We start from the raw sequence: 13,905 nt of genomic DNA, 5'->3' as shown, positions 1-13,905 counted from the left end.
TTCACCTCAAGGTGGGGATTCAAGAACTGTCGCGCGTGCAACCCAGCGGCCATGGCGAACGTCTCTTCGGGTGGCAGGACACCTGACGCACCGGAGGATCGCATGTGGCCCACTGTGATGCTGGTCACCGCCGGAGCGCTGGCGTTTTTAGTGCGAACCGTTCGAGTCCTGTGCTCCGCATCGAAATCCGAAGGTGGGCGAACCCGTATTGAGACCGCCCCACCGGTCTAGTCCCTATGGCGGCTTGTCCACTTGCCGTACGATCATTTCGGGTCGTACGACCTGTGCCTGCTAGGGGACCTCAGAACAGAGGTAGGTGCGTCATGGATCTCGCACTGAGTAAGGTCATCGAGCTGCGCGAAAGCGGGTTCCAGTTCCTCCACCTCCGGGACGAGGACGGACAGCTCGACCGCATCATGGCGTTCAAGCAGCGCAGAGGGTTCATCGACTCGATCCTGTTCTGGTCCGAGACCGAGGCCCGCGCGGGCAGGCTCCCGGCCGTCCGGGACAGCCAGCGCGCCGCCCAGGCCGTCTGGATTTACGAGGGACCGCTGGTCGAGGCCGTGGACCGGCTGCTCGACCTGCCGGAGCCCGGCACGCGCAACGCGCCGACGCTGATGAAGAAGACGGCATCCGACCTCGCGGTCGTGACCACCCTGCCGTTCAAGCTGAACCTGCCGCCCGGCGCTATCGCCTAGACATCTCCCGTTAACGTCACCCGCCGCACACACAATGCGGCGGGTATCGGCGTTTCGGTTACTGTCCGTGATTGTTCTACGTTTTACGTAGAAGTTTCGAAGCCGGTCCGCGTGCGCCAGGCGCGTTCCCAACAATGAATATTCACCCTCGGCGCGGTGACACCAAACCTGATTCATAGGCGAGCACGACGAGTTGTGCGCGGTCCCGCGCGCCCAGTTTGGTCATCACCCGACTGACGTGGGTGCGCGATGTCGCCGGACTGATCACGAGGTGCCCGGCGATCTCCTCGTTCGACATCCCGGCCGCGACGAGCGCGAGGATCTCCCGCTCCCGAGCGGTCAGCCCGCGCAACGCCCTGGGATCGGGACGGCGGTGCTCCGGTCGGTTCGCGAACTCCTCGATCAACTTCCGGGTGACACTCGGTGCGAGGAGCGCCTCACCCTCCGCGACCACCGTGAGGGCGCGCAGCAGCTCGACCGGATCGGTGTCCTTGAGCAGGAAGCCCGACGCGCCGCTCCGCAACGCCTCGAACACGTACTCGTCCACGTTGAAGGTCGTCAGCACCAGCACCTTCACGTCCGGCAGCTCGGCGCAGATCTGCCGCGTGGCGGCCAGGCCGTCGGTGCCGGGCATCCGGATGTCCATCACCACGACGTCCGGTCGGTGCTCGTGCGCGCGCCGGACCGCCTCCGCGCCGTCACCGGCCTCGCCGACGACCTCGAAGCCGTCCTCGGTGTCGAGCAGCAGGCGGAAACCCGCGCGCACCAACGCCTGGTCGTCGGCCAGCACCACCCTGATCACCACGAACCTCCCACGGTAGGACCGCGTGGACGGTGAAGCCCGCGGCCGATGGTCCGGCGTCCAGCGTGCCGCCGAGCGCCTCGACCCGCTCCCGCATGCCGCGGATGCCGGAGCCTGCGCCCTGCGGCGCCTGGCCGCCCCTGGTCGTGCCGTCGTCGGTGACGGTGAGGACCAGGGCGTCCTCGGTGCGCTCGAACGAGATGACGATCTCGGACGCGTCCGGCGCGTACCGCATCGCGTTGGTCAACGCCTCCTGCACCACCCGGTACGCGGCGGCGTCGACGGGTGCGGGCACCGCGCCCGGCGTGCCGACGACCTTGGCGACCGGCACGGGCTCCACCAGCTCGTCCAGCCGGTCCAGACCGGGCACCGGCGTCGTGCCCCCGCCGGTCCGCAGCACGCCGAGGGTCGCGCGCAGGTCGTCCAACGCGTGGCCGCTGGCCGCCTTGATCGCCCTGAGGGCCTTGACCGCCTCTTCGGGACGGCGGTCGGCGACGTGCGCGGCGACACCGGCCTGCACGTTGATCATGGCCAGGCTGTGCGCGACGACGTCGTGCACCTCCCGCGCGATGCGCAACCGCTCCTCCTCCGCCTGGCGGCCGCGCTGTTCGCGGACCCGGGTGCGGCGCAGGGAGAGCACGGCGATGGCGGGCGCGGCGATCAGCGGACCCCAGTGCCCGGTGACGTAGTAGAGCCACGTCGACATCCCGGTGACCGCGATGACGGCGACGGGGAAGCGCTTGCGCCAGACCAGCGGCGCGAACGTCGCCGCGAACCAGACCCACGCCAGCCACGCCATGCCGACGACGGTACGGGAGGCCGGCGCAGGTCAGCGTCCCCTCAGAGGCGGCTCACGCCCGTACGTCAGGCGTCGTACGCGCCCTTCTTGACCGCGTTCAGGAAGCCCGCCCAGTCCGGCAGCGCCACGGTCGGCCCGGCCGGGTTCTTCGAGTCCCGAACGCGTGCCGAGAGGCCCGTCAACGAGACCTCGACGCAGTTGCCGTTCCCGCCCCCGTTGCTACGGCTGCTCTTGCGCCACACGGTGACACCCCGATCCCTATCGCTCAGCGGTCAGCGCCCCGATCCACTCGGCGGACTCCTCGGGAGACAACGCCAATTTCGAGAGATGGGTGAAGTTCAGCTTAGCCACCTTCACCTTCGCCGGGTCCTCCACGTGCAACGACCCGGCCGCGTGCTCGACGTACAGCACCGATCGGTCCGCCTTCATCGGGAAGTCCAGCACGGTGAACGCGCCGTACTGCCCTTCATGGAACCCCGCCCGATGCGGCAGGACCTGGACCGTCACGTTGGGGAGTCGGCACCGCGAGTCGAGGTGCAGCAACTGAGCCTGCGAGACCTGGGCCAGCGCACTCTCCAACATGATCGCGTGCAGTTCGACCGGTTCTTCACCGAGCAGCTGCTCCTGCCTGAGCAGCCTCACCTCGATCTGGTTCGCGATCCACCGCTTCGACCGCTGCACCCGCGCGCCGGCCAGCACGGCCCGCGAGTAGTCGGCGGTCTGGAGCAGTCCAGGGACGTAGGTGACCTGGAAGTCGGAGACCTTGGACGCGTCGTGCTCCAGGCTGATGTACCCCTGGTCGTCGAGGTCGTACTTGCTCCACCAGCCCTTCTCCAACGCCCTCGCGTACATCTCCATGTACGGCTCCCACTGGGAGAACGGGACGCCGTAGGTGTCGAGCATGGCGCGCATGCCGTGGTAGTCGGGTCGCTGGCCCTTCTCGATCCGGCTGATCTTGCGGTGGTCGTAGTTGAGCCGGTCGGCTGCTTCCTGCTGCGAGAGGCCGGCCCGCAGGCGCAGCTCCCGCAGGACCTCCCCCAGCCTGCGCATCCGGTGAGTCGGCTCGTTCCTGGTCATCGGCACCACCTCCGGATCAGCGTGTGATCATCCGACCGCGCAACGCTACGGCGGCGGAAACAGCGGGTGGGAATCTCAACGAGGGCTTCCGCCGACGACCGTGACCCCATGACGGACACGGCCTACCTGCACCGGATCGAGTACTTCCGGCGTCAGGCCAACGGCTCGCTCGTGCGCGAGCACGTCGAGAACGTCAACGACCACGGTTGGTACATCGAACGTGGCGCGGAGTGGAAGGACCGGTACACGCGGGGGTGTGCGGTGGACTTCCTGGCGCGGGCAGGAGCGCCGAAGGGCGTCTACTCGGTCGCGGTGTGGCGAGGTGGGACGCGGGTCTGCACGGTGGGTTTGCACTGGACCGGGCTCCACCGGACCGGGTGAAGTAGTCCACTCGGGTGGATTAGCGAGCTTGAACCGGACACCCGGATTGCGAAACTTTCCGGGCCATGAACCTCAGGAAGACCATCGCCGGAGCCGCGGTCACCCTCGGCGGCGCGGCCGTCATGCTCGGCCTGGGCGGCACCGCGCAGGCCGTCGACCTCGGTGCGCACGCGCGGCCCGACCTCGACGCCGAACCGGGCAAGGTCGCGAACCTCGGCGACGTGGTCCGGGTCGACCTCTCGAACCCGGCCGGCCCGGTCGTCACCGGTCCCCTGGTCCTGGGCGACGGCGCCACCGGCGGGCCGCTGGACCTGAAGATCAGCCTCGGCCGCTGACACCCCCGATCCGGAGCGGTCCCGGCCCCCTCCCCCTCGGGCCGGGGCCGTTCCAACCAGGCCGATCAGCGCCGATCAGCCGAGCAGCCCGACCCGGTCAGCGGCCGACGGCGTAACCCTGGCCACCGCGCGGGTTGGCGGCGGCACGCAGCAGGCCGTCGCGCGAATCCCGGGCCACGGCCGACATCCGGCCCAGCGTCCACGGTCCGGCGTCGAGGACCGCGTGGCCGCGTTCGCGCAGCTCCGCCATCGCGGCGTCGCCGATCCGCGACTCGACCACGACCTCGCCGGGCGTCCACGACCGCGGGTAGAACGAGCTCGGGAACGCGTTGGTGTGCCACATCGGCGAGTCGATGGCCTCCTGGAGGTTCATCCCGCCCGCGGTGTGCGCGAGCCAGAACCCCAGCTGCCACTGGTCCTGCTGGTCGCCGCCCGGGGTGCCGAAGGCCATCGCGGGCAGGCCGTCGTGCAGGGCCAGGGTCGGGGACAGGGTGATCCGGGGGCGCTTGCCCGGCGCGAGGGAGTTCGGCAGGCCCTCGTCCAGCCAGAACATCTGCGCCCGGCTGCCGAGGCAGAACCCGAGCGACGGGATGGCCGGCGAGGACTGGAGCCAGCCGCCGGACGGGGTGGCCGACACGATGTTCCCCCAGCGGTCGACCACGTCCACGTGGACCGTGTCGCCCTTGACCGTGCCCGCGCTCGACACGGTGGGTTCGCCGAGCGCGCCGCCGCCGTCCTGTCGGCTCGCGACGCGCGGGCCGCGCAGGACGTGCCCGGGAAGGCGTGCTTCCACCGATCCGGGTGAACCGGGTCGCAGGTCGAGTGACGCGTGATCGGCGACGAGTCGCCGGCGGCGGTCCGCGTACTCCCTCGACAGGAGCACGTCCAACGGCACGTCGCCGTGATCGCCGTACCAGGCCTCCCGGTCGGCGAACGCCAGCTTCGCGCACTCCACCGCCAGGTGCACGGTCTCCGCCGACGGCACGCCGCCCGCGTAGGACAGCCGGTCCGCGAAGCCCTCCAGCAGCAGCAACTGCTGCAACAGCACCGGTCCCTGGGTCCAGGCCCCAGGCTTCACCACGCTCCACGACCCGAAGTCCACCGACACGGCGTCCTCGTACGACGCCTCCCACGACGCCATGTCCGCACCGGTCAGCACGCCGGCGTGGTCGACCCCCGAGTCGTCGCGGTGCGCGATCCGGGAGAACTCGTCCACCTGCGCCGCCACGAACCCCTGCGACCACGCCCGGCGCGCCGCCTCCAGCTGCGCCTCCCGGTCCGACCCGGCGGCCTCGGCGGCGGCCAGCAGCCACTCCCAGGTGTCCGCGAGCTTGGGGTTGCGGAACCGCGCGCCGGCCACCGGCGGCTTCCCGCCGGGCAGCCACAGCGACGCCGACGACGTCCAGTGCTCCCGGAACAGGTCGGCGACCGTCGCGATGGTGAACGCCGCCCGTTCCAGCAGCGGGAACCCGTCCCGCGCGTACCCGATCGCGTACCCCAGCACCTCGCGCAGCGACTTGGTCCCGTAGTCGCGCAGCAACGTCAGCCAGCCGTCCCACGCGCCCGGCACGGTGGCCGCCAGCAGCCCGCTGCCCGGCACGAGGTCCAGCCCCAGGCCCGTGTAGTGCGAGATCGTCGCACCGGCGGGCGCCACGCCCTGACCGCACAGCACGCGGGGCGCGGTCTCGCCGGCGGCGGCGAACACCACGGGCACCTCGCCGCCCGGCCCGTTGAGGTGCGGTTCCACCACTTGCAGCACGAAGCCGACCGCGACCGCGGCGTCGAAGGCGTTGCCGCCGTCCTCCAGGACGGCCATGCCCGCGCTGGAGGCGAGCCAGTGCGTGGACGCGACCATTCCGTGCGTGCCGACGAGTTCAGGACGCGTGGTGAACATTTCGACAACCTACGTCGGCCCGCCGGATTTTGTTACCCCGGCTAACGAGACCGTGTCCTGAAGATCCGCTGAACCCGAACCACCCTCACCTCGCCTGGTCGGGGACCCGCAGCTCACGCCCCAGGCCGTGCAGCACGAGCCCCGCCCGCGCCAAGGCGTCCGGGTCGAGGTGGTTGCGCGTGTCCAGCACCGTCGAGCCGGACATCGCCGACGCCACCAGCGCCCAGTCCAGCGCGCGGAACTCCGGCCACTCGGTCAGCAGCACGACCGCGTCCGCGTCGCGCACCGCCGCGTACGGCGAGTCGACCACGGTCATCCCCACCAGCGGCCGGCTGATCTCCGGGTCGTGGGCGACCAGCTCCGCACCCTCGAACGCGAGCAGCTCCGCCACCGCCAGCGCGGGCGAGTCGCGCAGGTCGTTGGTGCCCGCCTTGAACGCGAGCCCCAGCACGCCGATGCGGGCGCCGGCGAGCGGTCCGATGGCGCGGCGCAGCTTCTCCACCACCCGCCGCTGCTGCCGGGCGTTCGTCTCGATGGTGGCCTTGACCAGCGGGAAGTCGACGCCGACGGCCTCGGCGATGCGCACCATGGCGTGCGTGTCCTTGGGCAGGCACGACCCGCCCCAGCCGGGGCCTGGCTGGAGGAACGACTGGCCGATGCGCTTGTCGTAGCCCATGCCCTCGGTGACGGAGGTGACGTCCGCGCCGACGAGCTCGCACAGCTCGGCGACCGCGTTGACGTAGGACAGCTTCATCGCCAGGAAGCAGTTGGCGGCGTACTTAACCAGCTCGGCGCTGGCCGCGTCCATGAGCACGGTGGGCGCGCCGAGCCTGCTGAACAGCGCGCCGACGCGTTCGGCGGCTTGCGGCGAGTCGGAGCCGACCACGATCCGGTCGGGGTGCAGGAAGTCGCGCACGGCGCTGCCCTCGCGCAGGAACTCCGGGTTGGAGACGACGGCGACGTCCTCCCGCCCGAGCAGGGCCGCGACCCGGGTGGACGTCCCGACCGGAACGGTGGACTTGCACACCACGACCGCGCCGTGGGGGAGGACGTCGCGGATCTCCCGGGCCACCGCCTCGACCGCGCCGAGATCGGCCGCGCCACCGACGCCCATGGGTGTCGGCAGGCACAGGAACACCACCTCGGCGTCACCTACGGCGTGCCGCGCGCCCTCCACGAACGCGAGCCGTCCCGCGGACTGCCCGGCCACGACCAGGTCGGCGAGGTCCGGTTCCAGGATGTCGACCTGCCCGGCGCGCAGCCGGGCGACCTTCAGCGCGTCCACGTCCGCGCACACGACCCGATGCCCGAGGGAGGCGAGGCACGCCCCCGTCGTCAGGCCCACGTAACCCGTTCCCACGACCGCGATCCGCCGGACGAACATGGGGTGACGGTGACACCTGGAGTTGACCGTGGGTCAAACACCAGGCGTATGCGGAGAGTGAGGTGGGTAGTCCCCCGGGTGTACGGGGAAACACCCCTCGCGGCGGACGCGGTTTCGCCTGGCTGGAGGCAAGGTCATGGGTATGGAACTCGTCCTGTTCTCCCTGCTCTTCGTGGGCATGGCGGTGCTGGCGGCCGTGCCGTTGGTCGCATTGCTCCACTTCTCCGAGCGCCGGGGGCTGAACGACCGTTAACCTCCTGGTCCCACGGACAGGAGGATGTATGGAGATCTCGGGTACCGCGGCGATCGTCACCGGCGGCGCGTCCGGGCTTGGCCTCGCGACCGCACGGGCGTTGGCGGCACGTGGTGCGGCGGTGTTCGCGCTGGACCTCGCCACCGACGACGCCCCCGACGTCGAGGGCGTCACCTACCTGGCGGCGGACGTGACCTCCGAGGAGGACGTCCAGGCCGCCGTCGACACGGCCGCCGGCTCCGGCTCGCCGCTGCGGGTCGTGGTGAACTGCGCGGGCATCGGCCCGTCGGCGCGGACGGTCGGCAAGTCCGGCCCGCACAGCCTCGACCTGTACCGGAAGGTCATCGACGTCAACCTGGTCGGCACGTTCAACGTGCTGCGGCTGGCGGCGGCGGCGATGGGCAAGACCGAGCCGCTGGAGCACGGCCAGCGGGGCGTGGTGGTCAACACGGCGTCGATCGCGGCGTTCGACGGGCAGATCGGCCAGGTCGCGTACGCGGCCTCGAAGGCCGCGGTGGTCGGCATGACGCTGCCCGCCGCGCGGGACCTGTCGTCGGTGGGCGTGCGGGTGATGACGATCGCGCCGGGCATCGTGGACACGCCGATGCTGGCCACCGTGTCGGACGAGTTCCGGGCGGGCCTGGCGGCGGGCGTGCCGTTCCCGAAGCGGCTGGCGCTGCCGGAGGAGTACGCCCGGCTGGCCGTGTCGATCGTCGAGCACGACTACCTGAACGGCGAGGTCATCCGCATGGACGGCGCGCTGCGGATGGCGCCCCGTTGAAGTGCCGCTGCCCCGCAGACGGCGGCTCGGTCGCCTGGAAGTCGCGACCTCGCGTGGTGGTGCGGTAGGCGGGGACTACAAATCCCCGGCGAAGGGGAGGTCGTCCATGGCGTCCGACGTCATCCACAGCCTCAGGGTGTGGGTGGCGCGGACGTCGTCCTCGTTGTACTCCAGCAGCCGGCGGCGCTGGGCGGGGTCCGGCGGGTGGCCGTCCATGCCCACGGCGTCGCGGTACCAGCGCATCGAGTTCTCGCCGCCCGCCTCCGGGTCGCGCCAGCGGAAGCCGGCGACCGGGGCGATCGTCTTCAGGCCCTTGCCGTGCGCGCACAGGAACTGCTCCTGCACGATGCCGAACAGGTCGACCCACGAGTCGGACGTGATGAACTCCCGCACCTGGGCCACGGTGGGGATGCCGGGCTGCCCCTTGAACCGCTCGGCCGACCCGAGCAGCCAGCGGTTCTCCGCGAGCTCGTTGTAGCAGTAGGCCTTGAACGACAGGCCACGCGCGCGGGCGCGCAGCCGGACGCCCGTCAGCCAGCCCCAGAACTCGGCGAACGACCGGGCCTCGTCCGCGCACGGCAGCGGGTCCCAGGTGGCGAACGCGCGGTAGCCGTGCTCCTCGCCGACGTCCTGCCCGGACAGCCAGCAGCCCCACATGTACGCGCCGAGGTCGCCGAAGCTCTCCATGTCCACGTCGACCTCGACGTCGGCGCGCGGCACCTCCATGCGGGACACGCGGCGCACCACCGTGAGGTCGCGCAGCCAGGCGCGGGCGAGGATCACCGCGTCCGGGTGCAGCATCCCGACCAGGGGCACGACCTGCGCGCCCGGGTCCAGCGCGGCCAGTTCGTCGACGGTGTGGACGCCGGCCTTGCGCAGCGCCACGGCGTCCTCGCCGCGCACCACGAGGCTGACGTCGCGCGCGGTCTTCAGGTCGGCCTCGCACACCGGCCACCACGGGCAGCTGCGGCACTCCACGATCCGGGACGGGCGGGCCTGCGGGTCGGCGCCGGTGGCGGCGGCGGACGCCACGGCCAGCCGGTCGGCGAACCGGCTGTCGTACTCGGCGAGGGCGTTCTTGCCGCCCGGCCACGTGGGCGCTTCGAGGTCGTGCCACACGACGACGTCGGCGTCCATGCCGATCACGCCGCCGGTCGACCGGCCCCGCGCGGCGAAGCCGGACGCCTGGAGCTGCCGCTGGGCGTGCGCCAGCCGGAGCTGGTCGCGCGGCTGGGGCCGGACCTTGCGCAGCGGGTCGACCCGCGCGCCACCCGGCAGCGGGTAGGACAGCGGCGACGTCCGCGCGCCCTGGCCGGGGTCGCTGACCTTGTGCCGGACCACGAGCACCGGCACGTACCCGGTCGTCTCCTTCACCAGCAGGTCGATGCCGCCGCGCCGGCCGCCCAGCGGGTCGCGCGGCAGCGCCGCGCCCCAGATGTACGGCACACCCGCCTGCATCGCGGCGGCGGTGACGCGCTCGCGGTCGGCCGACGGCACGTCCTGCGGTATCTCCATCAGGTCGGACCCGACGAACCGGCCCAGCGCGGTGGCGACCGCGCGCCGGTGGTCGTTCGCGTCGGCCTTGCGCTGCTGACCGGTGGGGTCCGGCGGCAGTCTGGGCACGTCGCGCATGGTCGGATCGTGTTCGAGGTGCACCCGCCGCCGGCAACGAGTGACCACGCCGGCGTCGAGCTGCACCTGGGAAGTCACCGGTGCAGCGTATGACGCCGGGCGCGCCCTCGTACCGGCAACCTCGCGGAGTCGAGTCGATCTTTTGCCGGAACGGCTCTAGGGTTCAGGGTGAGGAGGTCCGGCCATGGCGCGTGAGAAGGGCAAGGGGTTCACCCCGAGCAGGGCGAAGAACCTCGTGGGCGTGGCCAAGGTGTTGGCGCCGACGTTGATCCCGGTGATGGCGCCGGTCGCGGCCCGGGCCGCCGCGCTCCTGGGCGACCGCTACGACCGCTACCGGGCCTCCCGGCTCGGCGTGCCGGTCGACCAGCTGACCAGGTACTCGGGCAAGGGCGCGCGCCTGCACGCCCGGATCGTCGGGTTCGCCGACGCGCTCGCCCAGCTCCGGGACACCGAGCCGACCTACGTCCAGGACACCGAGAAGCGGCTGTCGCAGCTGCTGGCCGCGGTGCGGGCGTCGGAGCGGATGCCCGCGCCGCGGCGCAAGGCGGCGCACCGCGCGGTCTCGGTCGACCTGGACGCGATGGAAGCCGACCTGCTCAAACGCCTCGGCGTGTGAGCTCCTCGACGGCGTGGACCGCCCACGGGCCGGCGGCTCGTCGTCACGGCCGAGCGGGCTGCGGCCGTAGCGGCACCGGACACCACGCGGTCCGTGCCGCCCGGTCGATCCGCCTTCGGAACCCCGGGCAGAAGCTCTTCGGCCTGTCCGCCCTCGGCCGTCACGGGTAACCCGAACCCCCGTTCGGAGCAGCGCGAACCCACCCTCGACCGTGGGGGCTGCCGCCGGGGCGGCGCGACCTCCTACGCTCTGGGGTGTGACCGACCGGCCAGCACCGCACCGCCTCGCGCGGGCCGTTCTGCTGGCCGTCACCTCCGCCGCGCTCAGCGTCACCGCGCACGGCGCGGCGGGCGGCTCGGTCACCGAGTTCGCGCCGGCCCTGCCGCTGACGCTGCTGGTCGCCTTCGCGGGCACGGCCGTCGCCGACCGCGGCCGGCGACCGTGGTCGATCCTGGCCACGCTGGGCGCCGCGCAGCTCGGGCAGCACGCGCTGCTCAACCTCGGCCACCACGTCGCCGACGGGCCCGGCCTCGGGTTCAGCCCGACCGCCATGACCGCCGCGCACGTGGTCGCCGCCCTGCTCACCGGCCTGCTGCTGGCCCGCGCCGACGCCGCGCTGCACGCGCTCACCGGCCTGGTGACCAGGCTGCTGCCGCCGCCCCACTCGCCGGCCGTGCCGGCCGGGGCGCTGTGGGCGCCCACCCCCTCGTCGACGGCGGACATGCTGGTCGACGTGGTGTTGCGGCGGGTGCACGGCCGCCGCGGTCCCCCTCGTTCCTGATCACCCGGGTCCCCGCTACACCACCTCAGGTCTCAGGAGCCACAACTTCATGTCGACAAAGCGATTTGGCGCGCGCACGCTCGCCAAGGGCGGCGCCGTGCTCGGCGCCGCCGCGATCCTCGCGCTGACCACCGCGGGCATGGCGTCCGCCCACGTCACCGCGTCCACGCCGAAGGACGCCGTGCAGGGCGGGTACACCAAGGTCACGCTGCGCGTGCCCAACGAACGCCCCGACGCGGGCACGGTCAAGCTGGAGCTGACCCTGCCCGCCGAGTACCCGCTGGCCTCGGTCAGCACCAAGCCGACGCCGGGCTGGAAGGTCGAGGCGGTCAAGGAGAAGCTGGCCACGCCGGTCAAGAGCCACGGCCGCGAGGTCACCGAGGCCGTCCGCACGGTCACCTGGACCGCGGACCCGGGCAGCCGCATCGAGCCCAACCAGTTCAACGAGTTCGACCTGTCCATCGGGCCGCTGCCGGACAACACCGACCAGCTGATCCTGCCCACCAAGCAGACCTACGACAGCGGTGAGGTCGTCGACTGGAACGCGCCGCCGCCCGCCGAGGGCGCCGACGAGCCGGAACGCCCCGCGCCCGTGCTGAAGCTCGTCGCCAAGACCGGCGGCGACGCGCACGGCACGGCCACCGCGACGGCGGTCGCCGACGACCACGACGCGGCGGCGGCCGGCTCGACCGACGACACGGCCCGCTGGCTGGGCGGCGCCGGCCTGGTGGTCGGCGCGCTGGGGCTCGGTTTGGGCGCGGGCGCCGTGCTGCGGTCCCGTCGCGCGGGCAAGCCGACGGCATGAGGCGCGTCGTCTCGCTGCTGCTGACCGGCCTCGTCGCGGGCGCGGTCGCGCTCGGCACGGCCGCACCGGCGTTCGCGCACAACGTGCTGGTCAGCAGCGATCCCAAGGACGGATCGCAGTTGGCGGCCGGACCCGCGACGATCACGCTGACCTTCGACCAGCCCGTGCAGGCCGGTGAGAAGTTCAACACCGTCACCGTGACCGGGCCCGAGGGCACGCGCTGGGAAGCGGACGGCGAGCCGACGGTCAAGGACACCAGCGTCGTCTTCCCGGTCCGCCCGCTGGGCCCGGCCGCCGAGTACACCGTCGGCTACCGGATCCTCTCCGCAGACGGGCACCCGGTGACGGGTTCGCTCAAGTTCACCCTGACGACGGCGGGCGACGGCACGCCCGCGCCCGCCGCGTCGAACGCCGAGGGCTCCGGCTCCACGTCGTCCGGCGGGGGCGGCGTGCCGATCTGGGTGTGGATCGTCGGCGCGGCGGTGCTGCTGGGCGGTGGCGCGTTCCTCGCGCTGCGCGGCGGCGCGGGCGACGCCAAGGAGAACACCGGACGATGACCGTGAACCGGACCACCACCACCGCGAACAGGTACTGGGTCGTCGGCGGCCTGCTCGCGGGCGGAGCCGTCGGCGCCTTCCTGGGCCTGGGCCTGTCCACCACGCCGGAAGCGGTGGGTGTGGCCGAGCCGGGGGTGGTGTTCCGGTTCGCGCACCCGTTGGTGCGGACGCTGCTGGACCTGTCCGCGACCATCGTCGTCGGCCTCTCGCTGCTGCCGAAGCTGCTCGGGTTCAGCCGGCCCGCCCTCACCGAACCGGTGATGCGCCTCGCCCGGCCGGCCGCCGTGGTCGCGGCGGCGGTGTGGGCGTTCACCGCGTTGCTGTCGATCGTGATCCGGGCGTACGAAACGCGCCCGGACGCGGAACTGACCATGCCGATGGTCGTGGACTACGTGCAGCGCGTCGGCGCCGGGCAGGGGTTGTTGTTCAGCGCGGTGTGCGCGCTGGTGTACCTGTGGATCGGCGTGATGGCGGTGCGCCGGGGCGAGTCGGTGCCGGCGGAGCTGCGCATCCTGATCTCCATGTTCGGCCTGCTGCCGCTGCCGGTGACGGGGCACGCGTCGAACTGGAAGTACCACGACTACTCCATGATCTCGATGGAGCTGCACGTGCTCGGCGCGGCGGCGTGGACCGGCGGCCTGGCGGCGTTGGTCGTGCTGGTCGCGCACCGCCGGGGGTTGTTGGCCGAGGCGCTGCCGAAGTTCTCGAAGCTGGCCACGATCGCGTTGGTCCTCGTGTCGGTGACCGGGTTGTTCAACGGGTTGCTGGAACTGGCGCTCAACCCGGTCATCGGCCTGCCGGGCTCGCTGTTCACCACGTCGTACGGCCTGATCCTGATCGGCAAGGTCGTGTGCGCCGCGTTGCTGGCCGTGCTGGGCGCGAACATCCGGTGGCGGTTCCTGCCGCACATCGCGCAGCACAAGACGACGGCGATCGTCGGCTGGGCCGCGGTGGAACTGGCCATCATGGGCATCGCGTTCGGCTTGGCGGTCGTGCTCTCCCGCGCGCCGGTCACCTGACCCGGCGGCCCCGGCGTTCCTGCCGGGGCCGCCGGCAGGCGGTTCGATCACGGCCGCGGGGCACGCCGCGCGCCTGGCGCGGCCGACCGTC

At 72.1% G+C, this 13,905-nt stretch carries 16 protein-coding genes; 9 read left to right on the top strand and 7 right to left on the bottom strand.

All coding sequences use genetic code 11. The features are described from left to right. Positions 1 to 323 precede the first annotated feature (323 nt). Positions 324 to 698 carry a hypothetical protein gene (locus tag ACQPYE_RS00310; RefSeq protein ID WP_360789996.1) on the top strand — a complete coding sequence of 125 codons (375 nt, stop codon included), beginning with the start codon at positions 324 to 326 and terminating at the stop codon, positions 696 to 698. Positions 699 to 840: 142 nt separating this feature from the next. On the opposite strand, the gene ACQPYE_RS00305 is transcribed toward ACQPYE_RS00310, so the two are convergent. The 4 genes from ACQPYE_RS00305 to ACQPYE_RS00290 form a co-directional block, all read right to left on the bottom strand. After that, positions 841 to 1,500 carry a response regulator transcription factor gene (locus ACQPYE_RS00305; RefSeq protein ID WP_498718484.1) on the bottom strand — a complete coding sequence of 220 codons (660 nt, stop codon included), beginning with the start codon at positions 1,498 to 1,500 and terminating at the stop codon, positions 841 to 843. Beyond that, positions 1,397 to 2,299, bottom strand: a complete 903-nt coding sequence (locus ACQPYE_RS00300; RefSeq protein WP_498718483.1) for a sensor histidine kinase — start codon at positions 2,297 to 2,299, stop codon at positions 1,397 to 1,399. The genes ACQPYE_RS00305 and ACQPYE_RS00300 overlap by 104 nt, the downstream gene beginning before the upstream one ends. A 65-nt stretch (positions 2,300 to 2,364) precedes the next feature. Further along, positions 2,365 to 2,541: a DUF397 domain-containing protein gene (locus tag ACQPYE_RS00295; protein WP_498718482.1), complete on the bottom strand. Its 177-nt coding sequence runs from the start codon at positions 2,539 to 2,541 to the stop codon at positions 2,365 to 2,367. A 16-nt stretch (positions 2,542 to 2,557) separates the two neighbouring features. Next, positions 2,558 to 3,376 carry a helix-turn-helix domain-containing protein gene (locus tag ACQPYE_RS00290; protein WP_498718481.1) on the bottom strand — a complete coding sequence of 273 codons (819 nt, stop codon included), beginning with the start codon at positions 3,374 to 3,376 and terminating at the stop codon, positions 2,558 to 2,560. Positions 3,377 to 3,484: 108 nt separating this feature from the next. Between ACQPYE_RS00290 and ACQPYE_RS00285 the strand changes: the two genes are divergently transcribed. Together ACQPYE_RS00285 and ACQPYE_RS00280 are read left to right on the top strand one after the other, a co-directional pair. Next, complete coding sequence (locus ACQPYE_RS00285; RefSeq protein WP_498718480.1) at positions 3,485 to 3,757, top strand: hypothetical protein; 273 nt, start codon at positions 3,485 to 3,487, stop codon at positions 3,755 to 3,757. Positions 3,758 to 3,822: 65 nt separating this feature from the next. Next, positions 3,823 to 4,092, top strand: coding sequence for a hypothetical protein (locus ACQPYE_RS00280; protein WP_498718479.1), 270 nt, complete (start codon positions 3,823 to 3,825; stop codon positions 4,090 to 4,092). A gap of 97 nt (positions 4,093 to 4,189) precedes the next feature. On the opposite strand, the gene ACQPYE_RS00275 is transcribed toward ACQPYE_RS00280, so the two are convergent. Further along, on the bottom strand, positions 4,190 to 5,986 hold the full coding sequence (locus ACQPYE_RS00275) for a gamma-glutamyltransferase family protein (RefSeq protein WP_498718478.1): 1,797 nt from the start codon (positions 5,984 to 5,986) through the stop codon (positions 4,190 to 4,192). An 85-nt stretch (positions 5,987 to 6,071) separates the two neighbouring features. After that, complete coding sequence (locus ACQPYE_RS00270; protein WP_498718477.1) at positions 6,072 to 7,370, bottom strand: UDP-glucose dehydrogenase family protein; 1,299 nt, start codon at positions 7,368 to 7,370, stop codon at positions 6,072 to 6,074. 281 nt (positions 7,371 to 7,651) lie between these two features. Between ACQPYE_RS00270 and ACQPYE_RS00265 the strand changes: the two genes are divergently transcribed. Then, the gene (locus tag ACQPYE_RS00265) at positions 7,652 to 8,404 is read left to right on the top strand and encodes an SDR family NAD(P)-dependent oxidoreductase (protein ID WP_498718476.1); all 753 of its coding nucleotides are present in this window, start codon (positions 7,652 to 7,654) and stop codon (positions 8,402 to 8,404) included. A 75-nt stretch (positions 8,405 to 8,479) separates the two neighbouring features. Here the strand turns inward: ACQPYE_RS00265 and ACQPYE_RS00260 are convergent, their stop codons facing one another. After that, positions 8,480 to 10,114, bottom strand: coding sequence for a TM0106 family RecB-like putative nuclease (locus tag ACQPYE_RS00260; RefSeq protein WP_498718475.1), 1,635 nt, complete (start codon positions 10,112 to 10,114; stop codon positions 8,480 to 8,482). A gap of 106 nt (positions 10,115 to 10,220) precedes the next feature. On the opposite strand from ACQPYE_RS00260, the gene ACQPYE_RS00255 reads away from it, so the two are divergent. The 5 genes from ACQPYE_RS00255 (at position 10,221) to ACQPYE_RS00235 (ending at position 13,814) form a co-directional block, all read left to right on the top strand. After that, positions 10,221 to 10,652, top strand: coding sequence for a DUF6474 family protein (locus tag ACQPYE_RS00255; protein ID WP_498718474.1), 432 nt, complete (start codon positions 10,221 to 10,223; stop codon positions 10,650 to 10,652). Between the two features lie 256 nt (positions 10,653 to 10,908). Continuing rightward, positions 10,909 to 11,433, top strand: a complete 525-nt coding sequence (locus ACQPYE_RS00250) for a hypothetical protein (RefSeq protein WP_498718473.1) — start codon at positions 10,909 to 10,911, stop codon at positions 11,431 to 11,433. 49 nt (positions 11,434 to 11,482) lie between these two features. Beyond that, positions 11,483 to 12,238 (top strand): YcnI family copper-binding membrane protein, encoded by a 756-nt coding sequence (locus ACQPYE_RS00245; protein ID WP_498718472.1) that lies wholly within the window; start codon positions 11,483 to 11,485, stop codon positions 12,236 to 12,238. Next, positions 12,235 to 12,795 carry a copper resistance CopC family protein gene (locus ACQPYE_RS00240; RefSeq protein WP_498718471.1) on the top strand — a complete coding sequence of 187 codons (561 nt, stop codon included), beginning with the start codon at positions 12,235 to 12,237 and terminating at the stop codon, positions 12,793 to 12,795. Before ACQPYE_RS00245 ends, ACQPYE_RS00240 begins: the two co-directional genes overlap by 4 nt. Beyond that, positions 12,792 to 13,814 carry a CopD family protein gene (locus tag ACQPYE_RS00235; RefSeq protein ID WP_498718470.1) on the top strand — a complete coding sequence of 341 codons (1,023 nt, stop codon included), beginning with the start codon at positions 12,792 to 12,794 and terminating at the stop codon, positions 13,812 to 13,814. Before ACQPYE_RS00240 ends, ACQPYE_RS00235 begins: the two co-directional genes overlap by 4 nt. The last annotated feature ends 91 nt before the right edge of the window (positions 13,815 to 13,905 follow it).

The sequence above is a fragment of the Actinosynnema sp. CA-299493 genome, from assembly GCF_050946825.1.
GTDB lineage: Bacteria > Actinomycetota > Actinomycetes > Mycobacteriales > Pseudonocardiaceae > Actinosynnema.
Note: the sequence above shows the minus strand (reverse complement) of the source record. Positions and strands in the feature narration are given on the sequence as shown.